The following is a 26,316-nucleotide window of genomic DNA, read 5'->3' on the forward strand; positions in this document are numbered from 1 at the left end:
GCGGAGTGCTGAAGGCCGAGTTTCCTCAGCGCCGTCCCTCAGCGCCGCAGCGGCGGGTGCAGCGGTGTTGCCAGGAACAGCGCGAGCTCAACGGCGAGTCGTGGACGAGGTCCGACCCCACGTCGAGGAGATGTCAGAGGTCCGCACTTGGTAGTAACGCTTCGACGAGCGCTTGAACTTGTAGGTGGCGACGCCCTTCGAATTCGTCTTCCGGGTCTTGATTTTCTTCCACTTGCCGGACGCCTTGCTCTTTGCGTAGATGCCGACCTTCACTCCCTTCCACGGCCGATAGGTGTCAGACGTCGAGTAACGCGTCGCCGTCGCCTTGATCGTGACCTTCTTGCCGGACCGCGACGTTTTGAGTCCCAGACGCGAGTTGAACCGCACCGCGATCGTCCGGGTGTTCTGGCCCACGTCGTTGTAGTCGTAGTCCCACGCGGAGCTCGGCTCGACCGTGAACGTGCCCACGTTCTCCCACGAGTAGAAGTCCCAGTTGTCTGTGGTGGCACCGTCGAAGATGAAGATCGACGCGAACCCGGTGCGCGGGTGCACCACGTCCCACGACGCGTACTGAGTGTTGGACTCCCGACAGTCGCTCTTCAGACTGGCCTTGATCCGCTCGAACGGCGCGTCGACGCGGACCTTGGACGGCAACGAGATCGAGCACGAACCGTACGCCGCCGCGGGACTGGCTGCTCCGACCGACAGCACGCCCATCATCAGGGCGATCACCGGAACAAACGTGGACAGTGCGCGACGGCGCGGACCGAGCTTCATGCTTCTCCTCACGTGTCTGCCTGCTTCTGGAGGACAGGTCAGCGGCCGGCGAACGGCCCACACCTCAAGTAGAGACGATGCTCGCCTTCGACGAAGGAGAAATCGCGAAAACTGCTAGCGCGGCAGGCATCAAGCGGTGGGGAACCTGCGTGCCAGATCGGCGTGCAGCATCTCTCTGTCCGTCGCACCGAGGGGGCCTGGCCGGTTCAGTCTTTTGGCCACGTTACGCAGGGTGAGCGCCGGGACGCCCCCCACAACGAGAGACGACACCGGCAGGTCGGCCCCGAGGAAGCAGTAGGCCGCGCTGACAGGCGTCTCCGGGCGCGGACCGTCCCTGACCGCTGCCGACACCGCTGCAACCTGCCTCTGCATACTGGCCGACAGCGACGGGCGCCTGCGCCCGTCGATCAGGAACACGTCCTCAGAACGGGCGGCACGGACCTTCCGTCCGTTGTACTTCTTGGGGTCGATGACGTGAACACCCGACGGCGCGATCGCCAGCATGTCGATGTCCCCTTGCTCGCGTCCCGTGCCCCGGCGTCGATTGAACAAGAACAAGACGTCCTCGCCAGTCGCCCTTCGCAGCTTCTCGGCCGCTTCCCGCTCTCCTGCGGCGCCAATCGCGAAGGCCTCAGTCGTCCTCGGGGTTGGAGTGATGAGCAGCAGAAAACCGCCAACCCACGGGTGCGCCGCACGTATTCGCGCGGCACGTGCCGTCGCGCGGCGCTCGTGCTCGCGTTGCAGAGAGGCTCCGGGGACGCCGATGTCGACCGTCTCAAGGGCGTCCTCCGTCTTGAGACATGGGGAACACAGAACCATGCGCCGCGACGGGTCCCACCCCGCGCGGGTGCCTCGCGGCAGAAAGGTTCCGCACAGACACTCGCCGTCGCGGCGAAGCTCCATCAGCCTGACGTCACCATGCGTCATCGCGGTCTCCCTCCCACTGCCTTCGGCAGATTCTGGAGCATCTCGGAGCACCGCGGGGCAGAAACCAGACGGTCGGTCGCGATTCAGCGCCGCAGCGGCGGGTGCAGCGTCGTGACGTCACCGAGGGTGTAGGTCTTGGCCGGTCGACCTCGTCCCTCGGAGACGACGTCGCCGGTCTCGCGCACGAATCCCTCGACCGACTGGACCTTGCGCTGGAAGTTCGCGGGGTTGAGCTGCTTGCCCCAGACGATCTCGTAGACGCGCCGCAGGTCGCCGATCGTGAAGACCGGGCGGCAGAACGACGCCGCGATCGGTGAGTACTCCAGCTTGGAGCGGGCCCGCTCGATGGCGTCGGTGAGCATCTCGTGGTGGTCGAACGGCAGGTCGGCCGCGAGCAGCTCGTCGACCGGCAGCCAGATCGCGTCGGCGTCGGTGCCCGTCGAGCCGTCCGGCAGGTTGGGCAGCACGGCGAGGTACAGGACCGCGAACGTCCGGGCACGGGGGTCGCGGTCGGGCGCGCCGTAGGTCCCGACCTGCTCGAGGTAGTCGACCTCGAGCCCGGTCTCCTCGCGCAGCTCCCGCCGGGCGGCGGTCTCCAGGTCCTCGTCGACGTGGACGAAGCCGCCGGGCAGCGCGAGACCGCCGCGGTTCGGCTCGGCCGCACGCCGGATCGCCATGACCTTGAGCTGGCGGTCGCGGATCGTCAGCACGACCACGTCGACCGCGACGTACGCCGACGGGCGCTGGGGTGGAGTTTCCGTCGTCACCGGCTCACCAGCCCTTCGGCCTCACGACGTTCTCCGGCGCATCGGCGAACAGTGGCGCGACGTCGGCGTCGCTGAAGCCCGCGTGCCCGCAGCCGACCCGGGTCAGCCAGAACACCCGCTCGGGGTGCTCGGCCGCGAATTGGACGAAACGCGTCGCCGCAGCACCGAGCACGTCGAGACCCTGCATCGTCGGGATCGCGTAGCTGTTGCCACGCAGCCCCTCGCTGACGCCCCGCTCCGCGCCGAAGCGCTCGACCGCGAGTCGCGCGGCACCGCCGGTGTGGCCGCCCGTGGCGCCGCTGCCGAAGACGAACACGTCGCCGGGCTCCAGCGAGGTCACGGCGTCGGGGGTGGTCCGCGGGCTGCTCTCCTCGCCGGAGGGGACGCCGTACACGGCTTCGAGGAGCGGACCGCAGTCGCGGGCGTACTCGGCCATCGCCTCCAGCGTCGTGTCAAGCACGTCTGCCGTCACACCGTCGGGATGCAGGCGCGCACTGAGGAAGACCGCGCCCTCGTCGCCCAGGATGACCTTCGCCCAGATCATGGCGCTGTTCAGGTGGTTGATCTCGGCCCAGGCCTCGGTCGACACGCCGGTCGCGATCCGGGCGAAGACGTGGACGTGCGGTCCCGGGTCGTCCACCACGCCCACGTAGATCTGCGTGCCCTGCACGTCGACCGGCCAGTCCCCGTCGTCGTCCACGGCGAGGTGGTCGGCACCGCAGGCCTCCTTGAGGGCGGCTTCGGCCACATCTCTCAGATCGTTGTCGCTCATGTGCACCATCTCCTTCTCCACCAATGTGTCAGACGGGTCCGCCACTAATGGTGCAAGTGAGTATTAACGTGGTCGGCAGAGGAAACGAGGCGATCGCCATGATGACCCATTCGGACAACCGGGCAGCGGGGGTGCTGCTCGGACAGGCATGCGGTGACGCACTCGGCGTCCCGTACGAGTTCGGGCCGGCGCTTCCGGAGTCTACGGTGCCGGAGATGATCGGTGGCGGCCCGTTCGGCTTCGACCCCGGCGAGTACAGCGACGACACCGCCATGGCGGTGTGCATCGCCGAGGTGGCGGCGACGGGCGCCGACCTGACGTCCGACGAGGCACTGGACAACATCGCCGAGCGGTTCCTCGAGTGGGGGGCGACCGCCAAGGACGTCGGCAACCAGACCCGGGCGATCTTCGCCGCCACGACTCGTCGGGACGGCCCGCGCGGCCGGGCGATGCGCGCCGCGTCCGCGGAGCACGCAGCTGCCCATCCCGGGCGCGTCGGCAACGGTGCCCTCATGCGGACGTCCGCGGTGGCCCTCACCCGCCTGGACGACCGGGACGCCACCGCGGCCGCCGCCCGCGCCGTGGCCTCCCTCACCCATGCCGATCCTCTGGGCCTCGAGTCGTGCGTCCTGTGGACCGAGGCCATCCGGGTGGCCGTGACCACCGGGGAGCTCGACCTGCTCGGCGGTCTCGACCTCCTCGACGCCGGCAGCCGCGACCGGTGGCGCGCCTGGATCCGGGAGGCGACCGACGTCGACCCGCGGACGTACCCGAGCAACGGCTTCACGGTGTACGCACTGCAGGCCGCGTGGGCGGCCATCACCTGGACCCGCACGCCCGAGCTGGACGCCGAGGCGGGGACGTTCCCGGCACAGCACTTCTCCCTCGCCCTGATGAACGCGGTGCGCACCGGCGACGACACCGACACGGTCGCCGCGATCGCCGGAGGCCTGCTCGGCGGCCACTGGGGCTGGTCGGCGATCCCCGCGCACTGGTCACGGCGGGTGCACGGCTACGGCGGTCACCGTGCCCGCGGCCTCGTCACGCTCGCGCTGCGGACCGCGGACCGGGGGACGTCCGGCGACCAGGACTGGCCCCTGGGCCCCTCCATGACGTCGTCGAGCTACCTCCACGCGCCGGAGCACCTCGCCGTCCACCCGCACGACGACGGCGTCATGCTCGGCACGTACCGCTCCCCCGCCCGCGACCACGACGCCGTGGTGTCGCTCTGCCGGGTCGGCACCGCCGACTTCCCCGGAGTGGCCGACCGGGTCGAGGTGCGGCTCATCGACTCCGACGTGCCGGAGGACAACCCGCACCTCGACTTCGTGCTCGCCGACGCGGCTGCCGTCATCAAGGAGCTCCGCGACGAGGGCAAGACCGTGTTCGTGCACTGCGTCGCCGCCCACCAGCGGACGCCTTCGGTGGGTGTCGCGTACGCCCGGCTGCTCGGAGTGCCGCCGGACCAGGCCCAGGCCGATGTCCGCCGCGTGCTGCCGGGGCTGCGGGGGCACGGCAGGCTGTGGGAACACGCGGCCCGGGTCCGCGAGGCGGAGCGCGACTGATCACGGATCGGCCCGCCCGCCGCGGATGAGTCTCAGTGCGGGGCGATCGGCCGCCGGTGGCTCCTTGCGCGACGACCCCAGCGCGACGCGGGCGGCCTCGACCGCCGCCTCCGTCTCGTACGCCGCACACCCCAGGAGGTCGCGGTCGAGGAGCCCGGACCGCTGGAGCCAGGCGGCGAGCCGTCCGGCCAGCATGACCTGCGCCCGGGCGTCGGTGACCGGCTCGAGCAGCCAGTCGTCGTCGACGAACCGGACCAGGCAGACCAGGAGCTCCTCGAGCCCGAAGACGCCGAAGAAGCCGTCCCCTCGCGCCCGGGTCGCGGCCAGCTGGGCGTTCTCCCGCAGATCGAGGCATCTGCTCATGTCTGCCTCGGCGAGGAACTCCATCAGCCGGTCGCGCACTCGGTCGTTGCGCATCTGGGTCGCCAGGGACGCACCCCGTGACTGTTGCTCGAAGAAGCGGTCGAGCGCCGGGAGCGCCTGCTCGCGGCGGTCCCTCTGTGACGGATGGTTCATGTCCCCGACGCTAGGCCTCGCGAGTCGCCTGTCCGACCCCGCGACGGAAGGCTGTGGACCCATCGGCAGCCCGGTTCCGGCTGTGGAGGACGACCGTGTGCCAGTGTGTCGCCATGGCATCTCGACCCCACGCCCTCACACGTTCATCCGCCGGGGCACCGAGCTCGACGGAGCGTACGAGGACACCCTGAGCGACGAGCTGCTCGGCACACTCGGGGCGTTCGTCGGCGCGATCATCGTCGACCGCACCACCGGTCGTACGCGCGAGGAGGCAGCGCTCAGCCGCTGACCACCGCGCTCGGGCGGGTCCTGCTGCGGCGACAGCCCTACGCTGCGCGAGGTCGTTGCCGAATGAACCTCGCGTGCCGCCTCGGCACCTGGTCGGGGTCGACTCTCGTCGGCGGGACCACCTCGACCACGCCGTCGGGCGCCATCTGGGCGGTCCACTCCCCTCGTGCAGCAGATGGTGATGGAAGTGGCAGAACAGCGCGGCATTGGCGAGATCGGTCGGGCCGTCCTCCGACCAGAACGTGAGGTGGTGCGCCTCGCACCAGGCGGGCGGTCGGTCGCACCCGGCCCAGTCACAGCCGCCGTCCCGGGCCGCCAGGGCCAGCCGCTGGTAGCGGTCGTAGAGCCGCTTCGACATGCCGAGATCGACGACCCGGGAGTCCGAGTCGAGGTACAGCGTCACCAGGTGGGCGTTGCAGGCCAGGCGCTGGGCGGTGGCGACCGAGACCTCGGTCCCTGACGACGTCGTGGCCGTGCCGAGCCCCGAGCGGAGCTTGTCGAGATCGACGTTGATCGTGACGGTCGCGGCCAGGCCCCCGGCCTGGGGCAGCGCGTCCTCGCGCATGTGCTCGATCAGCTCGAGGAACGCCAGGCCGAGTCGCTGTGCATGGGGCAACGCCACCAGGTCGTCGACGGTCATGCCGTGCCGTGCGGCGTTCTCGGCGTTCCTGCGTGGTGCCGCGATCCCCTCGACCGCGGCACGGAGGGTGTCGGCGAAGTGATCGGGAATCACGAAGCTCCCGCGGGTTGTGCCGTCGCCGCGACCGCGCATCATCAGACGAGTCGCATTCCACGCCCGCTTCTCCTGCTCCTCGAGCTGCTTGCCGAGCACCTCGTCCGCGCCGTCGGGGTCGATCACCTCGATGACCCGGTTCGCCAGGCGCTTGAGGTCGTCCAGGTTGTACTGGCCGGCCAGCGCGATCAGGTGTGCCTCGGCGTCGCCGCGCTCCTCGTCACCACACCAGTCCGGCAGGGCATCGATCGCACGCATGATGACACCGGCCTTGTCGGTCGGTATCGATCCCGCAGCCCAGGCGGCGCGCGTGGCCTCGGTGTTGCTGGACGTCACCCGTGCCAGCCCCACGAGCCGGGCGGCCTCCGCCTTGGCGACACCCGTCAGCTCGGCCAACCAGGCCGAGCTCGAGGCTGCGCCGTCCTCCTTGGGCAGCCCCCGCGCCTCCGCCGCTCCGACCAGACGTGAGGCCAGGGCGTCCAGGCTCGTCCGTGCGCGTTGGGCGGCCACCGCCACCTCGCGCAGCTCGGGGTCGGTCAGCGCCCACGGCTCGAGGGCAGCAGCATCGTCGCTGAGACTGGACAGCTGATCGATGAACATGAGCACCTCGGCGAGGACTAGAACGTATGTTCGATTCTACCTCGGCACGCTCCGCCACCACAAGACCTGCGAGCACCTTATTTGCTGCAATGGCAGTTTAATTCGGCAGTCCCCGTCCGATCGTGTCTCGCCACTCCCAGCCTAGACCCGACCGGCGACATGCCTTGTGAGCAGCGCTCCAGGACCCTGATCGAGCGCTCAGACGGCCTGCGGGTACGCCACGAAGAGGACGATCGCCAGCACGGCGCCGGCGAGGTACACCGCCGCCATGAACAGCGCGCCGAACCGCGGTCGCAGCCGCGAGATCCCGCGCAGCGCCAGGGCGGCAGCGGCGGCGGGCATCAGCACCCAGCCCAGCCCCCACCCGTTGCTGAAGACATCCTGCGGCCAGGCGCCGCCTGCGCCGTCGACAAGGGTGGCGACCGCGAGGACGTACCAGGGGAACAGCATCGGGATCGATCCGCGCAGGGCGGCGCCGGCCGCCTGCCGGAGCCCGGCGCGCATGGGAGCGTCCACGAGGCTCTCCGACCGCGGCTGCCCGACGGGCGGACCACCCAGCGAGGCGAAGAACGTGCGGCGACGCAGCAGGAGGTACACCGCTGCAACGGCGACCGCGAGCATCCACCACGGGGTGCCGGAGACGTCGCGCCAGGCCGACGGCTTGTGCTCCTGCGACACGAACGCCGTGGTCGTCCAGACCAGGCCGGGCACCAGGGCGACGATGAACGCGCTCAGGACGAGACCGACCGCGTACGACTCGAGCTTGCTCCACCGGGTGACGAGCCGGCCCGACCCCCTCGCCGACTCCGGCGAGGGGACGCTCGCGGGAGCGCCCACGAGCCCGGTTGCGGGTCCGGTCTCGGGGACGACCGACAGCGGCTGCGGCGACAGGTCCGCCGCGCCGAGCGCGGTCAGCATCTGCTCGACGGACTGGTAGCGATGGTCGGGGTCGATCGCCATCGCGCGCTGGACGACGCCGGCCAACGAGCGCGACACCTCCGGCGCCAACGAGCGCGGATCGGGCCGCGGGTGGTTGCGGTGGGCCATCAGCTGGCCGGCCATCGTGCCCTCGAACGGCTGCTTGCCCGTCAGGCACTCGTACAGCAGGCAGCCCACGGAGTAGATGTCGCTGCGCTCGTCCGACCGTCCGTCGAACTGCTCGGGCGCCATGTAGTGCGGAGTGCCCGCGACGGTCGCCGTCGCGTCGGAGGCGGCCCGCGCGATGCCGAAGTCGACGATCTTGATCGCGCCGTCCGGCGTCACGAGGACGTTCGCGGGCTTGATGTCCAGGTGCAGGATGCCGGCGTGGTGGCAGGCCGCGAGCCCCTCGAGCACGCCGCGGACGACGGTGACCGAACGCAGGCTCGGGCCCTGCGCCGCGAGGAGGTCGCGCAGGGACGTGCCCTCGACGAGCTCCATCACGAGGTGCGGCGTGATCTCGCCGTCGCCGTCGGCCATGTGGACCAGGTCGTGCACGGTCACCACGTGCGGGTGAGAGACGCGCGCCAAGGTCGCGACCTCACGACGGATGCGGGTCATCGCGCGCGGGTCGTCCGCGACGAAGTGGGAGAAGCGCTTGATCGCGACCTCGCGTTGCAGCTGCCGGTCGCGGGCCCGGAAGACGACGCCGTGGTTGCCGGCGCCGATGCGTCCCAGGAGCTCGAACCGCTGCTCGACCGGGACGGTGCCCGTGGCGCTCCGAGCGCGAGGGGCCGACGGTGACGCGGGGACCGGGATCGGCACTTCTGACGTGGCGAGAGGATCTGGCATGCGGCTGATCCTCCTGCTCGGGACGGGCGAAAACCTCATCATGGCGGTACGTCGTGCATCTCCATTGTTCCCCGTCGTGCCTAGCGCCGCGACACGCCCTGCAGGTGCACGGTGCCCGCGGAGTCGATGGACGCGGTGACGCGCACGCCCGCCAGACCGATCACTGAGCCCTCCTCGAGCGTCGTCCAGTCGTCCCCGTCGATGCGCCGGCCGTCGATCGTCGTGCCGTTCGTGCTGCCGAGATCCTTGACCTGCCACTGGACGCCCTGCAGGCGGATGGCGAGGTGGCGGTAGGACACCTCGGGCTCGGCGAAGGTGATGGGGCTCTCGGGCAGCCGGCCCAGGACGGCGCCGGCGCGCTGGATCGTGTACGTCCGACCGTCGCGCTGCAGCCGCAGCCCGCTGGAGACGTTCATGGTCGGTGCCGCGTCGTCGAGGTCACGGACCAGCGCCGGGTAGTTCACCGTCGCGTCCGGGTCGAAGGCCGGCTGGACCTTGGCCGGACGGAGCGCGGGCTCCTGGGCGACTGGCTGGTGGGCGACGGGCTGGTGGGCGACAGGGGTCGCGGCCGGGACGGCGTCCCAGCCGACGGCCGGCTTCGGCTCGCGCTGGGCGGGCTCGGCCCGACCGCTGCCGCGCGCCGGCGGGATCCAGCCCGAGCGCAGGCCGGGGTCGACCTCGACGGTGACGTGCACCTGGCGGGGCACGGCCCATCCGGAGCGCTCGGCATGGGCGGCGTACAGCCGGGCGCCGTCCTCGCCGAGACGATCGAGGTCACCGTCGGGGTCAAGGCGCTCAAGGTCCTCGGGGGCCACGCGCACGGTCAGGTCGCCGAACGCCAGCCGCTCACCGCTCGGCATGACGACGTGCTGCGCGGTCAGGGCGCGGACGAATCGGCGGCGCAGCACCGCGGACGACCCGGTCGGGTACGACACGAGCTTGGCGGCGACCTCGGTGGCGGCGGCCTTCTTCGAGCTCGTCCCGAAGATGCTCTGCGCGACCCGCAACGCGACGTACACGACGGCGACGAAGATGACGACGATCAACAGGTTGACGGTCAATGCGGAGAGAGTGCCCATGGCATCATCGTCAGGGTCGTCAGCCGCCCGAGTCGAGCTGGCGCGGAACACGTTCCACACGGTCAGAGTCAACGGAGGAGCCCCGGTGCTGCACATCGCCTGGTCGGCCGGCGAGCAGTACGCCGGCGAGGCCTCGCTCGAGGTCGGCGCCGCATTCGTCCTCGCCCGGCGGATGAACCTGCCGGAGCAGCAGCCACTGGTCGCCGAGACGATCGACGGGTCGACGTACGTCTTCGTCCGGTTGCCTTACGTCAGCGATCCTGCCCTGGTCATCACCGCGACGGCCAACCAGCCGGTCGTCCACCGCGGCCAGCGCGACAACGGCGCGATCGTCGAGCTCGCCACCCCGCTCGGCGGCTCCACCACTCCCGCCCCCGGGCAGAAGATCTCCCTGACCGACAGCGGCTCGCGGGTGCAGCTGAGGTTCCCCGAGCTCACGTTCAGCGTCGTCGTCACCTTCGACGCCCCGGCGGCCCCCGCCCCGGACTCCGGCACGATGCAGCTGAACCTCGACTCGCTGCAGCACTCCGACGCCTGGCTCGTCGGCGCGATCGCGGTGGCCCTGTCCCCCGACCACGGCGTCGTCGCCCACGGCGACCTCAAGCAGGCGTTCGCCCGGTGGCGCGGCATCGAGGTGCCGAGCGACGGCTGGTTCGACCGCAACGCGCTGCGACCGGCCATCGAGTCCCGCGGCCTCGACATGCCCGGTCCGCGCCTCAACAAGATCGTCTACCTCGTCGAGCGGTGCCGCCGGACGTCGGAGTTCCCGGCTCGACTGCTCGACGACGTCCGTGCGCGGCTGCGCGCGGGCGGCTGAGAGAATCGAGCCATGAACTGGGACGAGCTGTGTGACGCTCTCGACGACATCGACGACGAGCCGCAGCGGGAGCAGCGCCTGTCCGAGTACCGCCGCATGCTGGCCACCTTTTCCCCCGGCCAGGAGGGACGCGCCGAGACGCTGAGTCGCATCGCCGACGAGCTGGCCGCGGACGACCGGCTCGACGAGGCGCGGTCCACGTACGAGGAGGTGGCCGACGACGGCGGGCGCACGATCCTGAGCCCGCTCGCCGGCCTGCTGGACATCGCCCTGCGGCAGGAGGACGAGGCCCGTGTCGACGAGCTGCTCGCCCTCCTGCTGGCCAGGAGCCGCGCCGACCAGCTCGTCGTCGGTGACTACGAGTGGATCGCCGAGGCGCTCGAGGAGTCGGGCCGCCTGCGCCAGGCCCTGCGCTGGTTCACCATCCCGCTGCGCGACATCCAGCCCGGCGACATCGACCTCATGCCGGAGGTCGTCCTGGAGGGCCGCTGGCGCGTGCGCCGGGCGCTCGGCCTGCCGATCGACGCGTACGACGACGCCCGCGACGTCTGGCACGAGATCAATGACGACGCGGCCGCCGCCGCTACACCGTGATGACGATCTTGCCGCGGGTGTGACCCTCCTGGCTGAGGTCCCAGGCCTTCTGGGCATCCTTCAGCTCGAACGTCGCCGCGATGTTGACCTTCAGCGAGCCGTCGTCGAACAAGGTGGCGAGCTCGTCGAGGTCGTCGACGTCCGGGTTGACGAACACGTAGTGGCCACCCATCTCCTTGACACCGGGGTCGATGATCGAGGCGATCCGGCCGGGTGACGACTCGGCCAGGAGGTCCGGGCTGACGTCGAGGTCTCCACCGTGGAGGTCGACCACGGCGGTGACGCCGTCGGGCACGAGCTCGCGCACCCGGTCGACGAGCCCCTCGCCGTAGAGGAGCGGCTCCGCGCCGAGATCGCGCAGGTAGTCGTGGTTGGCCTCCGATGCCGTGCCGATCACGCGCGCACCGAGCGACGTGGCGATCTGCACCGCGAACGAGCCCACCCCGCCGGAAGCGCCGTGGATGAGCACGATGTCGTCGGCCCCGACGTCAAGGACGTGGACGAGGCACTGGAACGCGGTGAGTCCGGCCAACGGGATCGCCGCCGCCTCGGCGAAGCTCGCGTTCGCGGGCTTCTCGGTCACCGTGCGGAACGGACACGCGACCTTCTCGGCGTACGTGCCGCCGTGCACGGCGTCCTTGCGGACGTACCCAAAGACCTCGTCGCCGGGAGCCAGGGTCGTGACAGCGGGCCCGACGGCCTCGACGACGCCGGACACGTCCCAGCCCGGCGTGACCGGGAAGAACGTGTCGAGGGCGCCGTCGAGCCCGCCGGCGGCGATCTTCCAGTCGACCGGGTTCACCGAGGACGCCTTCACGTCGACCAGGACCCAGTCGGGGCCGACCTTGGGGTCGTCGACCTCGGTGAGCGTCAGCTCCTCGCCGTACGCGCCGAAGGTCGCTGCCTTCACGCGTTGTCCCTGCGCTCGTCGCTGAGCGGCTGGTCGGCCACGTCGACGTCGACGAACTCGTCGATCGACTCCTCGATGTCGGGGCCCGACGTGTAGACGACCTCGTCCTCCAGCGCGACGTGCTCATCGGCCAGCAGCGGGTTGACGGAGTCGTCGGTCGCGGTGGGGCTCGGGGGCGGGGTGGGGACGGGGCCGGGCTTGGGAGCATCGCTCGAGCCGGACGAGCTGTGCTTGGGCGCGGGGGCGTCCTCGCCCGAGGACGACGAGTCGTCGTCGGAGCCGGACGATCCCTTCAGTCCGGCGTCGCGGAGGACGTCCTCACCGCGCGCGACGGCGCTCTTGACGCGGGGGTCCTCGGTCACCTTGGTGGCCGCCTCACGGACGAGGTCCTCGGCCTGGGCGGTCGCCTGCTGGACGCGGGGATCGGCCTTGACCTGCTGCGCCGCCTCGCGGATCTGCTCGTAGCGCTCGCGGCCGGCCTTGGCCCCGAGGACGTATCCGCCTCCGAAGGCGGTCAGGAGGGTCAGCTTCTTGATGGGGTGCTTGAAGATGCGCATGGCGGGCACGTACCCACGACTCGCAGCCTCACGCACCGAGCAGGCCGCGGATGTCGTCGCTGCTGAGCGCCCCGGACAGCGCGGCGCCGTCGTCCATCACGGCGTCGAAGAGCGCAGCCTTGCGCGCCTTGAGCTCCATCACCTTCTCCTCGATCGTGTCGGCCGACACCAGGCGGTAGACCATCACCGGACGCACCTGCCCGATGCGGTGGGCGCGGTCGACCGCCTGGGCCTCGGAGGCCGGGTTCCACCACGGGTCGAGGACGTACACGTAGTCCGCCTCGACCAGGTTGAGGCCGAAGCCACCGGCCTTGAGGCTGATGAGGAAGACCGACGTCTCCCCCGCCCGGAACGCATCGACCGCCGCCTGCCGGTCGCGGGTGCTGCCGTCGAGGTACGAGTAGGTGATGCCGGCGGCGTCGAGCCGGGCGCGGACACGGGACAGGAAGCTCGTGAACTGGCTGAACACGAGCGCACCGTGGCCCTCGGCGGTCACCTCCTGCAGGTGCTCCACGAGGACGTCGATCTTGGCCGATCCCACGTCGTCGTGCTCCTCGTCGACCAGTGCCGGGTCGAGGCTCAGCTGGCGCAGCTTGGTCAGTGACCGCAGCACTTCGAACCGGTTGCCGTCGGCGTCCTCGGCGAGCAGGCCCAGGACCTTCTGCCGCTCACGCTGCAGGTGCGTCTGGTAGATCCGGGCGTGCCGAGGACTGAGGGCGACCTCCAGGACCTGCTCGGTCTTGGTCGGCAGGTCGGACGCGACCTCCTCCTTGGTGCGCCGGCGCATGAGCGGGCGGATGCGTCGCTGCAGCAGGGCGAGGCGCTGAGGATCGCCGCCCTCGATCGGCTTCTGGTAGTGCTCGACGAACCGCTTCGGGTCAGGGAAGAGCCCCGGCGCGACGATCGAGAGCATCGACCAAAGATCCATCAGGGAATTCTCGAGCGGCGTGCCGGTGATGGCCAGCTTGAACGGCGCGTCGAGGCGGCGGGCGCACTGGTAGGTCTTGCCCTGGTGGTTCTTGACGAACTGCGCCTCGTCCAGCACCAGCCCGGCCCACGACCGGGCCGTGTAGGCGTCGTTCTCGATGCGGAACAGGGCGTACGAGGTCACGACCAGGTCGGCGCCCTCGACCGCCTCGGCCAGCTCGGTGCCGCGGCGTGCCCGGGAGTGGGTGATGGCCGCGACCTTCAGCCCGGGGGCGAACCGGTGCGCCTCCCGCTCCCAGTTGGCAACCACGCTGGTCGGCGCGACGACGAGATAGGGGCCGGAGCCGCGCTCGACCTCGCGGACCATCAGCGCGAGCGTCTGGAGCGTCTTGCCCAGGCCCATGTCGTCGGCCAGGATGCCGCCGAGACCGTGATCGGCGAGGAAGCACAGCCAGGCGAAGCCGTCCTGCTGGTAGGGGCGCAGCTGGGCGTCGATGCCTTCGGGCACCTCCGGACGGCCCAGGTCGCCGATCTGCTGCAACGAGCCGACGGCCTTCTGCCACGACGCGGACTGGCGGTCGACCGTGCCGAGGTTGACCAGCTCGTCCCACAGGCCGGCGTGGTAGCGGTTGACCCGCAGCTGCTCGCTGCGCCGGTCGGTCAGCTGGCGTGCCTCGTCGATGAGCTCGCGCAGCCGCAACAGCTCGGGACGGTCGATCAGCAGGTAGGTGCCGCTGGGCAGCACCAGGTGGGTCTCCCCCGCCGTGAGCGCCGCGAACAGCTGCTCGAACGGCACCCTCTCCCCGTCGATCGTCACCGTGACGGCCAGGTCGTACCAGTCGCTGCGCCGGTCGGGCCCGTCGTCGAGGGTGACGTGGACGACCGGATCGGACTCGCTGAGCCGGTACTCCGGTGGCGTGCCGATGACGTGGACGTCGACGCCGAGGTCCTCGAGCGCGGGCAGCAGCTGCTGGCTCAGCACCGCGGCCTGGTAGCCGCCGACCGTGACCCGCGGGACCACCTTCGTACGTCCGGCGGCATCCACCTCGGTCAGCGCGAGGCCGACGTCGGGCGGAGCCAGCTGGGCGACCAGCTCGCGCTCGACCCGGGTGTCGCGGAACGGCTCGGTGCCCGCCCCGAGCGGAACCCGCGCGGTCGAGTCGTCGATCGCGTACGCGAAGCCCCACCGCAGCTCGGCCGAGAGGCCGTCGTGGGTGACCGTGACGGACAGGCGCGGCGGCGCGATCTCGGGCACCGGGATGCGTGGGTCGACACTCACGAGATCGACCGCGCGGGCGATGCGCGGGTAGTAGTCGCGCAGGAACTCCTCGGCGTCCTGCGGCGGGATGTTCACCGACCGACGGCTGGCCAGCAGCATGCGCAGGGTGTCCGCGATCGTGTGGTCGAACCGCGCGAGCCGCAGCCGCGTGGGGTGCTGGGCGTCCCAGGACGCGATGCCGTGCGCCGGCTGGCCGATCAGGCTCGCGCGGCCCTCGTCCCAGTCGTCCGAGAGCGACTCGTCGTCGAGGGTTGCCCGCACGTGGAGGTCGCCGGAGTGGTCCTGCACGATCTCCAGGCCCGCGGTGACCGGCTCGGGGAGGATCTCGACGGACGACTTCGCGGGCCCGATGAGGGTCACCCCCGACGCGACGACCTTGTCGAGCGCCGCCCACGCGTGCGGGGTCAGGTCGGCGAGGTCGACGTCGTTCGAGGAGCTGCCGTAGCCGTAGGCATAGGACGTCTCCTGCACCGCCGCGCGCAGCTCACCGAGCGCCGCGGCCTGACCGGAGTCGATGCCGGCCAGTGCTGCCTGCTGGACCTCGCCCCAGCTCGCTCCCGACTTGACCCACCCGCCACGGGCGCCCCGGCGCATGGGCCGGGCCGACAGCATCCGCAGGCCGTACGTGCCGCCGCCGGTCAGGTCGATCTGCAGCGCCCACTCGGTGACGCGGCGGGTGCCGGACCCGCGGGCCGCCAGCGGCCCCAGGGTCGTCTTCCACGACGGCTGGATGATCTGCGGCGGGCGCGGCGCCGCTTGCGGGACGACGTCGGGCTCGTCCTCGACGGTCTCGGCCGGCTCGATCGAGCTGCGCACGGCCAGGATCAGGGCGACCGCGTGCTTGCAGTCGATCATCACCGGGCACGAGCAGCTCGCGGAGATGCGGATGCCCGCGGGGGCCTCGCTGACCCTCACGGTCGTCGAGTACGCCTCCGTGCCGCTGCCCCGGACCTCGCCGCGTGCGACGCGACCGTCGTCCTCGACCTCGCGGACGGTGACCCGGCCCGCGTGGGCGTACGGCTTGCCCCGGCTGATCGCCCCGGGGTCGAAGGCGCGACGAAGCTCCGTCTCGGTGAGGGAGGCAATCGTCGTCACCCTGTCGAGATTAGTCGGGGGCCCCGACACCAGCTCCTGCAACAGACGACGGCTGTCCTCCCACCCCAGCCAGGTCGGCACGTCCATGGTCCTCCCCTCCATCTGCCTCCAGCATCGAGCGCTGGCGCCGGCCGCACCACGGCTCCGCGAGAGGCTGTGGACGCGGGCCGCGGCAGGTGCCGCCTGTGGACGGAGACGAACCGCCGGTGTCGCCTGTCACCCCCACGTGGTCTCCCCCTCACGCTCGACGAAGCGGCCCGAGGCGTGCCCCGGGCCCTCCGTCGCGAGCCGGACGATCGAGTCGGTGCCCTCGGTGATGCTCTGCGGACCGCTGTGGCCGTTGAGGTCGGTGGCGGTGTAGCCGGGATCGGCGGCGTTGATCCGGATGTCCGGGAACGCCTTGGCGTACTGGGTCGTCAGCATGGTCAGCGCCGCCTTGGACGCGGTGTAGGCCGGCACGATTGCTTGGGACTCGGGTCGGGACGGGTCGTGCGTGGTCTCAAGGGATCCCATCCCGCTGCTGACGTTGACGATGACGGGATCTGCCGACTTCTGCAGCAGCGGCAGGAACGCCCGGGTCGTCCGGACGGCTCCCGCGACGTTGACGTCGAGGACGGCCAGGGCGACGTCGCCGGTCAGGCCGCTCGGATCTCCCATGGGCTCGGTGATGCCGGCGTTGTTGATGAGCACGTCGAGGACGCCCTCGTGCTCGGCGACGTCGGCTGCCGCGCGTGTCACGGACTCCTCGTCGGTGACGTCGATCTGGACGAACCGGGCGCCGACGGCGTCGGCCGCGGCACGTCCGACTTCTTCGTTGCGTGCTCCGACGAGGACGGTGTGTCCCTGCTCGATGAGGCGGCGGGCGGTCTCGTGGCCGAGGCCCTTGTTGGCTCCGGTGATGAAGGTGATGGTCATGGACCCATCGTCAGCTGCCCGGTGCGCCTGCAACAGGGACGTGTCGACGGTAGGACCGGTGGTACCTCCCCCGCAGCGGCTCGCCGCGCAAGACTGGGGGCATGACCGACGAGCTGACCACCTTCGGCGCCACGCTTCGCTCCTGGCGGGACCGTCTCGCTCCCGCCGCGGCGGGGCTGCCACTTCGCCGTGGACGCCGGACGCAGGGGCTCCGACGCGAAGAGCTGGCCGAGCTCGCCGGCCTCTCCGTCGACTACGTGGTGCGGCTGGAGCAGGGCCGAGCCACCGCTCCTTCCGCGCAGGTGGTCAGCGCCCTGGCTCGTGCGCTGCAGCTGACGTCGGCAGAGCGTGACCACCTGTACCGGCTCGCCGGCCTCGCGCCGCCGAGCGACCTGGAGATCTCCGACCACGTCCCCCGTGGCGTGCAGCGAGTGCTGAGCCGCCAGGGCGACTCCGCCATTGCCGTGTTCGCAGCGGACTGGCGGCTGATCTCGTGGAACACCGCGTGGGCCGCTCTGGTCGGCGACCCGTCCACGGTCCCTCGCGACCTGCGCAACTTCGCGCTCGACACCTTCCCGGTCGGCGACGTCGGCCGGGCGCTGGCCCAGTGGCCGGTCGTCGCGTTCGCCGAGGACACGGTCGATGCCGCAGTGGTCTCGGACCTGCGCCGGGCGTCGGGCCGGTTCCCCGGGAGCCGGCGGCTCAACGACCTGATCCGGATGCTGTCGGAGGGCAATGAACGCTTCGCAGCGTTGTGGACCCGCGGCGAGGTCGGCGCCCACCGCGAGGGCCAGAAAATCGTCGAGCACCCCGGCGTCGGCCCGATCACCGTCGAGTGCGACGTGCTCACGGACGGCGAGGCCGAGCTCAAGATCGTCATCTTGTCCACCGCACCCGGCACCGAGGACGAGACGCGCATGAAGCTCGCGATCCTGTCAGGGGTGCGGGAGCGCGCCGCCGCCGACCGCTGACCGGTCCGGTCAGGCGCCGGACGACTCCAGGGCCCGGGCCAGCCGCTCGGCCAGGCCGCTCGCCCGCAGCACCCGGGTGTCGATCGCTGCCCGTACCGCGTCCTCGGACCCGATCAGTGTCAGCGACTCCTTGGCGCGGGTCAGGGCGGTGTAGAGCAGCTCGCGGGTCAGCAGCCGCGACTCGTCGTCGGGCAGCAGCACCGACACCCGGTCGAACTGGCTGCCCTGGCTGCGGTGCACGGTCATCGCGTACGCCGTGTGCACCGTGCCGAGCCGGGACGGCGCGAACCGGCGACGCTCCTCGTCGGCGATGACCACGGCCAGGCCGTCTCCGGCGGGGACCGTGATGCCCGTGTCGCCGTTGTAGAGCCGCAGACCGCGGTCGTTCTCGGTCACCAGCACCGGCCGGCCGGGGTACCAGGGACGCCCGAGCGTGTAGCCGGCGTCGGTGTCGAGCCAGCGTTCCACCTGGTCGTTCCAGGTCGTCGCGCCGTACGGGCCCTCGCGATGCGCACAGAGCAGCCGGTGCCCGTCGAGCACCCGCAGTGCCTCCTCGACCCGGCCCTCCTGGGCGGCGGTCAGCATCGCCTGGGCGTCCGGCAGCACGAGCGCGCGGATCGTCTCGGCCAGCCCGTCGTCACCCGGGACGAGACGCACCGCGTCGTGCCCGGCGCGCAGGATCTCGATCGCGGTGTCCGCGTCGCCGTCACGCACCGCGAGCGCCAGGTCCTTGATCGCCCCGCCGAAGCGGTGTCCGGACTCCAGGTGCGACACCGGGGACGACGGCCCGCTCCCCCAGCCGGCGGCGAGGTCGCGCAGGACGGTGCCGGCCTCGATGGACGCCAGCTGGTGCGGGTCGCCGACCAGGATCAGCCGGCTGTCGGGGCGGACGGCCTCGACCAGCCGGGCCATCAGCGTGAGCGAGACCATCGAGCTCTCGTCGACCACGACGACGTCGTGCGGCAGGTGCCGGCGCCGGTCGTGCCGGAACCGGGTGCCGTTGTCGGGCCGGAAGCCCAGCAGCCGGTGCATCGTGGACGCCGTCAGCGCCTTCAGCCAGGTCCGCTCGTCGTCGGTGAATCCCTCGGCATCGGCGACGGCCGCGACGGCCTCCTTCATCCGCGCGGCGGCCTTGCCGGTCGGCGCCGCGAGGGCCACCCGCAGCGGCGGTCGTCCGGCCGCGGTCGCCTGGGACGCGAGCACGGCCAGCAGCCGCGCGAGCGCCGTGGTCTTGCCGGTGCCCGGCCCGCCGGTGAGCACCGACGTCCAGCCGCGCGCGGCCCGCTCACCGGCGGCTCGCTGCTCGGCGTACCCCTCGCCGGGGAACAGCCGGGCGAGATCGGCCTGCAGCAGCGTCTCGTCCGGCTCCGGCGGCGGGCGCTCGCCGCGGTCGAGGAGGTCGCGGCAGAGGTCGACCTCGAGCTCGAAGTAGCGGTCGAGGTAGAGCAGTCGACCCTCCGCGCGCATCACCGGGACGTCGGCGTCGACCAGCGGGCTGGCCACCACCTCGGCGTGCCAGGTCTCGGGATCGGGCCAGGGCAGCTCGTCGTCCTCGCTGCGCAGGTCGGTGACCAGCTCGGCAAGGTCGATGCAGGTCGAGCCGTTGCGGACGGAGCGGATGGCCAGCGCCAGGGCGAGCCGCACGGTCTCGGAGGTCTCGTGCACCAGCTCGGCGACCCGCTCGGCGATGCGGATGTCAGACGCCGCCAGGAGCTCGGGACGGTTGAAGTCCGCGAGCAGGCCGGTCGCCCCGAGCGCGATGCGCCGGTCGCGCGGGTCGTCGAAGGTCAGCGTCTCGGTCATCGGGCGGCTCCGTCCATCAGGTCCGACAGCGCCTCGACGAGTGCCGCGGGCGGGTGCCAGGCGAACACGCCGTACGGATGGTCGCCGTCGCGGGGCGTCTCGGGCCCGGCCATGCCGCGGACGTACAGGTAGAGGATGCCGCCGAGGTGCCGCTGCGGGTCGTAGCCCGGCTGCCGCCAGCGCAGGTAGCGGTGGATGACGACAGAGTAGAGCAGTGACTGCAGCGGATAGGTCCCCGAGTTCATCGCGGCGGCGAGCCCCGTGGGGCTGTAGCCGTCGAGGGTCAGCGGCTCGCGGAAGTCACCCAGCCAGTTGGTCTTGTAGTCCACGACCAGGACGCGGCCGTCGGGCAGTCGCAGGGTGAGGTCGATCGAGCCGGACAGATAGCCGCGCAGGCCCTGACCGGCCAGGCCCGGCGACCGCAGCCGGTCGGCGAAGGCGCGCATGGGGTCGTCGGTGGCGAGGTGCTGCTCGAGCAACAAAGCGATGTCGCCGAGGCGCGGCTCGTCCGCTGCGGCGCGCGCGTCGGCGTTGTCACCGCCGGCCAGCGGCAGCTCGAAATCGAGCTCGCGCAGCTGCCGGGTGGCCAGCAGCGTCTCGAGCGTGAGGTCGTCGGCGAGCGGGCCCAGCGGCGTACGGCAGACCGCCACGAGCGCGTCGGCCAGCTCGTCGGGGTCGGCGTCGACGCCCCAGTAGGCGAGCTCGTGCCTCACCCGGCCGAGCAGCTCCTCGCGCAGGTCGGGAGTGGTCACGTCGAGCTGTTCGAGGACGCCGTGGACGAGGCTGCCGAACGCGGCTCCCATCGGCAGGTCGGCCATCGGTGACGGCACGGACGCGCCCGGTGACGGCACGACGGGCAGGACGACCTCCTCGGCCTCCTCGTCGGTCGTGCCGATGTCGGGCACCTCGCTGTCGACCGTCGGTACCGCGTGGTCGTCACGGGTCAGCCCGGTGTACGACGTACGGCGCCAGGTGGTGTCGACGACCCGGTCGAACGACCGGATGGCCAGGTCTCCGACGGGCTCCTGCGCGACCAGCGGCGTCCGTCCGCGCGGTGCCGCGCGCTCGACGACGGGGCCGCCGAGGGACTCCCACTCCTTCAGCCGCTGCAGCGCCTCCTCGTCGCTCGGGGCCACCGCAACGTCCGGCACGGCCGCCTCGAGATGCTTGCGGCCGAACAGCAGCCGGGTCAGCGCCGAGTGGTGGGCGTTCGTGCTCGGCGCCCACCACGCGACGACCTGCGACTGCGCGCGGGTCGCCGCGACGTACAGGAGGCGCAGCTGCTCGGCGCAGTCCTCGGCCTTGGCGGTGCGTTCGCTCGCCGAGAACGTGTTGCTGCCCTTGCCGCCGATGTCGAGCACACGTTCGGTGCCGGCGTGGAAGCGCGGCACGTCGACCGGCGGGATCCAACGGTCGAACAGGAACGGGAGGTAGACGACCGGGTACTGCAGGCCCTTGCTCGCGTGCACCGTGACGATCTGCACCGCCGCGGCGTCACTGTCGAGGCGGCGCGTGCGCTCGGTGGACCCGGCGGACGCGTCGTCGCGCTGGGCCCGCAGCCAGGCGAGCATCGCGCCGGGGCCGAGGCGCTCGACCTCCGCTGCCTCGTGCAGGGCCTGGGCGATGTGCCGCAGATCGGTCATCCGGCGCCGGCCGTCGGGACGCTGCAGGACCCGGCGGGCCAGCTCGCCCTGGCCGGACGTCGCCTCGAACACCGCCGCGATGCCCCGGTCGCGCAGCAGGTCGGCCTGCTCCCGGACGCGGGTCGCCAGCTCGTCGGTGAGCGCGTCGCCGGAGGCCGCGAGCTCGGCGGCGGAGTGACCCATGAAGTCGGTCAGTCCCGCAGCCCGGACGCGGGCGCTGCTCTGCGGACGCTCCATCGCCTCCAGGAGCGTGAGCCAGGCATCGCCGGCGGCGCTGCGGAAGACGTTCGTGCCGCCTGCGAGGACGGCCGCGACCCCGTGCTCGGCGAGCACGCGCTGGACGTGACCGGCCTGCGGGTGGGAGTAGACCAGCACCGCGATGTCGCCGGCGGTCAGCGGACGACCGTCGAACCGGGTGCCGCCCGCGAGCGCGGCGGTGATGTCGCCGGCGAGGTCCTCGGCGATCAGGTTGCGGGCCGCGGGCGCGCTGATCTTGGCCGTCGGCGCGGCGCCGACGTCGTACCGGGTCAGCACGCGCAGGCGGAACGGGTCGGTCGGGGTGTCGCCGGTCAATCGACTGCCCTGCTGGTCGGCGCCGACCGGGTGGACGACGATCCGCTCGTCGCCGAGTGCAGCGCCCTCGAAGGGGACGAGCAGCGACGTCACCAGGGCCGCATCGCTGCGCCAGTTGGTCGACAGCGTGGCCTGCTCCGCAGCGGTGCCGGCAGCGTCGAGGTAGGTCACGACGTCTCCCCCGCGGAACGCGTAGATCGCCTGCTTGGGGTCGCCGATCAGCACGAGCGTCGCGTGCCCGCCGAAGGCTCGCTCGAGCACCTGCCACTGGACCGGGTCGGTGTCCTGGAACTCGTCGACCAGGACGACCTTCCACCGGCGGCGCATCTGGTCGCGGGCCGGGGCGTCGTCGCCCTCGAGCGCGACGGCGAGGCGGCTGAGCAGGTCGTCGTAGCCGAGCAGCCCGAGCGCCCGCTTGCGGCGGTCGAGCTCGTCGCGGACGGCGAGGGCGAAGCCGACACGGGTGCCCGCGAGCGTGGACGGATCGGCCTCGTCGGGCAGCAGCCGCGCCTGCGGGTCGCCCACGACGCTGCGTGCGAGCGAGAGGGCGTCCCCGATGGAGAACGGGGCGGGGTCGGCGTTGCGGAACCGCTGCAGGTAGAGGTCGTCCACGACCTGCACGAGCACGTCGTCCAGGCTCTCGACGAGCTCGGCGTTCGCGTCCGCGTCACCCGCGGTGCCGAGGCTGCGCAGGACCAGCTGACAGAACTGGTGGGTCGTGGCGATGGTCGCGCCGTCGAAGTCGGCCAGCGCGGCCCGCAGCCGCTGCCGGCGCGCGGCCACGACCTCGTCGCTGCCCTCCACCAACAGGGCGATGACCTCGTTGCGGTCTCCCTTCGCGGTCACCGGGTCGGCGAGCTTGCGCTCGGCCTCGACGAGCTGCTCGCGGACGCGTTCGCGCAGCTCACGGCTGGCCGCTCGGCCGAACGTGATGATCAGCAGCTCGTCGAGCGACGCGACGCCCTCGGCGACGTACCGGGTGACGAGGGCACCGACGGTCCAGGTCTTGCCGGTGCCGGCGCTGGCCTCGAGCAGCGTGGTGCCCTGCGGCAGCGGGTCGCGGATGCTGAACGCCCTCACAGCACGTCCACCCTCTCGAACTGGAGCATCGGGTCCCAGAGGCGTTGCGCCAGCACCGCGAACGTGGCGCTCGCGTCGTCGGCGTCGAGCAGCGTCTCCAGCGGGGCGCCCAGGCCCCACACGACGCCGTGGTGGGCGTCGTTGCTGTCGCCGGGGATGGTCTGGTTGTTGCCGAAGCTGCGCTCGTCCCACTCCTTGCGCGCCGCCTCGAGGGCGTCGGAGTGGGTGAAGTGCTTGCGCTGCTCGGCGTACGCCAGCGAGGTCTTCAACGGCAGCGGCAACGGCTCGCAGAGGCCGAGGTCGCGCAGGGCGACGAGGTCGGCGAGGTGCTGGCGGGCGAGCTCGTTGATGGGCCCGATCTCGGCGTGCCGGCCCATCTTGCGGTAGCGACCGATTGCGTGGGCGACCCAGGGCACGTCCGGCTCCGAGGACGCCAGGGCGAGCAGGTTGAGCCAGGACGCGACCCGATGCTTGGCGGCGAGGCTGGAGTAGGTCACCGCGACGACGTGGTCGCCGTGGACGTCGGTGACGCTGCCGACCACGCGCCGGCCGTCGTCCAGCAGGACGTCGATGTCGACCGAGCGGGCCGCACCGCTGCGCAGCTCGGTGGTGCGCTGCACCAGCGGCGTCACGGCGCCGACGACCTCGTCGAGCAGCTGGCGGCCGATCTGGCCAGGCGGGATGATGCCGCGCCGGTACTCGGCCTGCCGCGCCTCGTTGGGGTCGGCGCCGGACAGCGCATCGCGCAGCACCCGGTCGCCGACCGACCACTTCTGCAGGGCGTCCAGCTCGATGGGGACCTCGTCGGCCACGGGGTCGATCTCGCTGAGCACGCCGACGTCGAGCCGCTGGCGCAGGAACGCCTTGACCGGGTGCGCCAGGAAGTCGGCCAGATCGCGCAGGGACACGTCGTCGTTCGGTGGCGGGTCGAGCCGACCCGGCAGGAACGGCGCGGGGGCGTCCGGCCGCGCGACGACGGTGGCCCGGGCGCCGGCGAGAGCGGCGGGGTCGAAGCTGAACGGCCGGCCCGGCACCAGTGCGTCGGGCAGCACGTTGCGCCGGTCGAAGGGCTGCAGCGGGTGGTGCACGACGACCCGCTCGCGCACGTCCTCCTGGTCGGCGGTGCGGTCGAGCTGGTCGACGAGCTCACCCAGCGGGACGGCGGGCGGGCGGGGCTGGCCCGTGCGCTCGTCCGCGCCGGTGTAGGTGATGACGAGCGTCTCGGTGGCGGCCATGACCGCGTCGAGCAGGAGCTGGCGGTCCTCCGTGCGGACGTCGCGCTCCCCCGTCATCGGGTCGCGGGCCAGGACGTCGTCGCCGTGCACCGCGCCGACGCGGGGGAACTCGCCGTCGTCCAGGCCGATCATGCACACGACCCGGTGCGGGACCGATCGCATCGGCACCATCGTGCAGACGGTCAGGGTGCCGGTGCGGAAGCTCGACCGGGTGGGCCGCGAGCCCAGGCGCCCGGCCAGCATGTCGCTGACCTCGGCGAGCCGCAGCGGCGTGGTGGAGTCGGTGCCGCTCTCGGCGATCCGGGCGAGCTCGCGCTCGAGCTGGGACAGCTGCCAGCTGTCGCGCATGCTCGTCGAGGCGAGCGAGGTGACGCCCTCGGTGAGGGTCTGCACCCAGACCGGCAGCGACTGCTCGGTCATCATGCGGTCGACCGTCGTGCGCAGGCGGTGCATGAGCTCGGCGAAGCGTCCCGCGAGGTCGAGGTCGCCGCTGCTGACGTCGTCGAGCGGCAGGACCGTGTCGATCCAGCGACCGCGGTGCTCGGCCACCGCGCCGCCGAGGAGCACGCGGTCGAGACCGAACTGCCAGGTGTTGGCCTTGAGGTCCTCCAGGCCGAATGACGCTCGGTGCGCGCCGTCGAAGGCCCACCGCACACCGGAACGCTCGACCCAGCGGGTGACCCGCTCCAGGTCGTCGTCCGACAGCGCGAACCGGTGACGGACCGGCGCCATCGCGACGAAGTCGAGGACCTCGGTCGCGGTGATGCGTCCCTTCGTCGCCAGGTCGAGCACCGACCGGGCGACGCCGGCGAGCGGGTTGACGTCAGCGGTGCCGCGGTCGGCCAGGCGTACCCGCAGCTCGTGCGCCGGGTGGCCGCCCTCGACGACCCCGGCGAGCCCGAACGCAGCACTGATCAGCGGGGCGTACGTGTCGATGTCCGGGCACATCACGAGGATGTCGCGCGGCTCGAGTGTCGGGTCGTCCTCGAGCAGGCCGACGAGCACCTCGCGCAGCACGTCGATCTGGCGCGCCTTGCCGTGGCACGCGTGGATCTGGACGCTCCGGTCGGCGTCGGTCAGCACCCGCTCGGCTCCGCCGCTCCGGTCGTGGACGATGTCGTCCTGGAGCCAGCCGAGCAGGGTCTGCGGAAGTGCGCGGGTGGCCGGCAGGTGCTCGTGCTGCACCCCGTCCAGCCCTTGCAGCGTGCGCTGCACCTCGCGGACGTCCCGCCCCAGCGAGATGAGCAGCGGGTTGGGTGCGTCGGTGGGCGCGGGATCATCGCTGCGGCGCGCCGCCCCGGCCGAATCCGTCAGCGAGTCCCACAGGGCGGGCGACGGGTGCGGCAGCCACAGGTGGACGTCGCGGTGCTGCGCTAGCGCGTCGAGCAGGCGCACCTCCCCCGCAGACAGGCGCGTGTGGCCGAGCAGGGAGACACGGGACGGCAGGTCGTACGTCTCGGGGCGCTCGACGAGGCCCTCGACGGTCTCGGCGAGTCGTACGTCCGGGGTCGGCGCGTCGATCGTTGCGGTGAGCCTGCGCCACAGCTCGGCCTGCCAGCGCACGTCCGGCTCGAGCGGTGTGCCCGCGCCGTCGTCGTCGCGTCCCTCGTTCCAGGCGGTGATCAGCTCCGGACGCTGCACGGCGTACGAGGCGAACAGCCCGGCGAGACGGCGGGCGACGCCGTAGCGACGGTTCTGCCGCAGCTCGCGCTCGACGCCGGTGTGCTCGTGGCCGAGGTGGCGCGAGAGCGCCCGGCACCACGGCTCCCCCATGGACGCGTCGATGATGTCGAGCAGCGGCCAGACGAGCCGGTCGGGGTCCCACGGGTCCTCGTCGACGATGCCGAGCAGCTCGGCGACCAAGGAGTGCGGCGACGCGAACCGGATGCCGGCGCACACGCCGTCCTGGCGTCCGGTGCTCACACCGAGCCGGTGCCCCAGCTGCTGGGCCAGCCACCGCTCCACGCCGCGGGCGGGGACGACGACGATCTCCTCCGCGAACGGATCGGGCAGCGGCTCCGCGAGCAGCTCGGCGAGCCCGCCGACGAGCGTGTCGAGCCGCTCGGCGCGGTGGACGTGGAAGGTCACGCCCTGAGCCTATGTCCCGGGCGTGACATGACGTC

General features: G+C 71.8%; 19 protein-coding genes. 4 read left to right on the top strand and 15 right to left on the bottom strand.

The genetic code is table 11. From position 1 onward, the window contains the following. Positions 1–87: 87 nt before the first annotated feature. From C3E78_RS10875 to C3E78_RS18465, 4 genes are all read right to left on the bottom strand, one after another. Positions 88–777: a hypothetical protein gene (locus C3E78_RS10875; protein WP_108578307.1), complete on the bottom strand. Its 690-nt coding sequence runs from the start codon at positions 775–777 to the stop codon at positions 88–90. Between the two features lie 129 nt (positions 778–906). Beyond that, complete coding sequence (locus C3E78_RS10880; protein WP_108578308.1) at positions 907–1,704, bottom strand: nuclease-related domain-containing protein; 798 nt, start codon at positions 1,702–1,704, stop codon at positions 907–909. Between the two features lie 83 nt (positions 1,705–1,787). Beyond that, positions 1,788–2,471: an NUDIX hydrolase gene (locus C3E78_RS10885; protein WP_235833600.1), complete on the bottom strand. Its 684-nt coding sequence runs from the start codon at positions 2,469–2,471 to the stop codon at positions 1,788–1,790. 4 nt (positions 2,472–2,475) lie between these two features. Continuing rightward, complete coding sequence (locus C3E78_RS18465; RefSeq protein WP_199906802.1) at positions 2,476–3,243, bottom strand: A1S_2505 family phage non-structural protein; 768 nt, start codon at positions 3,241–3,243, stop codon at positions 2,476–2,478. Between the two features lie 98 nt (positions 3,244–3,341). Between C3E78_RS18465 and C3E78_RS10895 the strand changes: the two genes are divergently transcribed. Then, complete coding sequence (locus tag C3E78_RS10895) at positions 3,342–4,808, top strand: ADP-ribosylglycohydrolase family protein (RefSeq protein WP_108578309.1); 1,467 nt, start codon at positions 3,342–3,344, stop codon at positions 4,806–4,808. On the opposite strand, the gene C3E78_RS10900 is transcribed toward C3E78_RS10895, so the two are convergent. The 4 genes from C3E78_RS10900 to C3E78_RS10915 form a co-directional block, all read right to left on the bottom strand. Continuing rightward, entirely contained in the window at positions 4,809–5,324 is a 516-nt protein-coding gene (locus tag C3E78_RS10900) for a hypothetical protein (RefSeq protein WP_108578310.1), read from the bottom strand. It lies immediately after the preceding gene. Between the two features lie 10 nt (positions 5,325–5,334). Then, positions 5,335–6,945 (bottom strand): DUF222 domain-containing protein, encoded by a 1,611-nt coding sequence (locus tag C3E78_RS10905; RefSeq protein WP_108578311.1) that lies wholly within the window; start codon positions 6,943–6,945, stop codon positions 5,335–5,337. A gap of 198 nt (positions 6,946–7,143) precedes the next feature. After that, on the bottom strand, positions 7,144–8,715 hold the full coding sequence (locus tag C3E78_RS10910) for a serine/threonine-protein kinase (RefSeq protein WP_159085873.1): 1,572 nt from the start codon (positions 8,713–8,715) through the stop codon (positions 7,144–7,146). Between the two features lie 80 nt (positions 8,716–8,795). Then, positions 8,796–9,794: an FhaA domain-containing protein gene (locus tag C3E78_RS10915; protein ID WP_159085874.1), complete on the bottom strand. Its 999-nt coding sequence runs from the start codon at positions 9,792–9,794 to the stop codon at positions 8,796–8,798. 85 nt (positions 9,795–9,879) lie between these two features. Between C3E78_RS10915 and C3E78_RS10920 the strand changes: the two genes are divergently transcribed. Both C3E78_RS10920 and C3E78_RS10925 read left to right on the top strand, forming a co-directional pair. Continuing rightward, a complete protein-coding gene (locus tag C3E78_RS10920) occupies positions 9,880–10,611 on the top strand; it encodes a hypothetical protein (protein WP_135804788.1) in 732 nt (243 codons plus the stop codon). Positions 10,612–10,623: 12 nt separating this feature from the next. Beyond that, on the top strand, positions 10,624–11,205 hold the full coding sequence (locus C3E78_RS10925) for a hypothetical protein (protein ID WP_108578315.1): 582 nt from the start codon (positions 10,624–10,626) through the stop codon (positions 11,203–11,205). Here the strand turns inward: C3E78_RS10925 and C3E78_RS10930 are convergent. From C3E78_RS10930 to C3E78_RS10945, 4 genes are all read right to left on the bottom strand, one after another. Beyond that, positions 11,195–12,115 (bottom strand): NADP-dependent oxidoreductase, encoded by a 921-nt coding sequence (locus C3E78_RS10930; protein ID WP_108578316.1) that lies wholly within the window; start codon positions 12,113–12,115, stop codon positions 11,195–11,197. The two genes, C3E78_RS10925 and C3E78_RS10930, sit on opposite strands and share 11 nt — an antisense overlap. After that, entirely contained in the window at positions 12,112–12,672 is a 561-nt protein-coding gene (locus C3E78_RS10935) for a hypothetical protein (RefSeq protein WP_108578317.1), read from the bottom strand. The genes C3E78_RS10930 and C3E78_RS10935 overlap by 4 nt, the downstream gene beginning before the upstream one ends. 28 nt (positions 12,673–12,700) lie before the next feature. Continuing rightward, positions 12,701–15,973 carry a DEAD/DEAH box helicase gene (locus C3E78_RS10940; RefSeq protein ID WP_159085875.1) on the bottom strand — a complete coding sequence of 1,091 codons (3,273 nt, stop codon included), beginning with the start codon at positions 15,971–15,973 and terminating at the stop codon, positions 12,701–12,703. Between the two features lie 216 nt (positions 15,974–16,189). Then, positions 16,190–16,888, bottom strand: a complete 699-nt coding sequence (locus C3E78_RS10945) for an SDR family NAD(P)-dependent oxidoreductase (protein WP_108578319.1) — start codon at positions 16,886–16,888, stop codon at positions 16,190–16,192. Positions 16,889–16,989: 101 nt separating this feature from the next. Between C3E78_RS10945 and C3E78_RS10950 the strand changes: the two genes are divergently transcribed. Next, positions 16,990–17,859, top strand: a complete 870-nt coding sequence (locus tag C3E78_RS10950) for a helix-turn-helix transcriptional regulator (protein WP_108578320.1) — start codon at positions 16,990–16,992, stop codon at positions 17,857–17,859. A 9-nt stretch (positions 17,860–17,868) separates the two neighbouring features. Here the strand turns inward: C3E78_RS10950 and recD are convergent, their stop codons facing one another. Genes recD through recC form a run of 3 tightly spaced genes read right to left on the bottom strand, consistent with a single transcriptional unit; the run spans position 17,869 to position 26,281 of the window. After that, a complete protein-coding gene (recD, locus tag C3E78_RS10955) occupies positions 17,869–19,662 on the bottom strand; it encodes an exodeoxyribonuclease V subunit alpha (RefSeq protein ID WP_108578321.1) in 1,794 nt (597 codons plus the stop codon). Further along, the gene (locus C3E78_RS10960; RefSeq protein ID WP_108578322.1) at positions 19,659–22,958 is read right to left on the bottom strand and encodes a UvrD-helicase domain-containing protein; all 3,300 of its coding nucleotides are present in this window, start codon (positions 22,956–22,958) and stop codon (positions 19,659–19,661) included. Before C3E78_RS10960 ends, recD begins: the two co-directional genes overlap by 4 nt. Then, entirely contained in the window at positions 22,955–26,281 is a 3,327-nt protein-coding gene (gene recC / locus C3E78_RS10965; protein WP_108578323.1) for an exodeoxyribonuclease V subunit gamma, read from the bottom strand. The genes C3E78_RS10960 and recC overlap by 4 nt, the downstream gene beginning before the upstream one ends. Positions 26,282–26,316 lie beyond the last annotated feature (35 nt).

This window comes from Aeromicrobium chenweiae (assembly GCF_003065605.1).
In the GTDB taxonomy this organism is placed as follows: domain Bacteria; phylum Actinomycetota; class Actinomycetes; order Propionibacteriales; family Nocardioidaceae; genus Aeromicrobium; species Aeromicrobium chenweiae.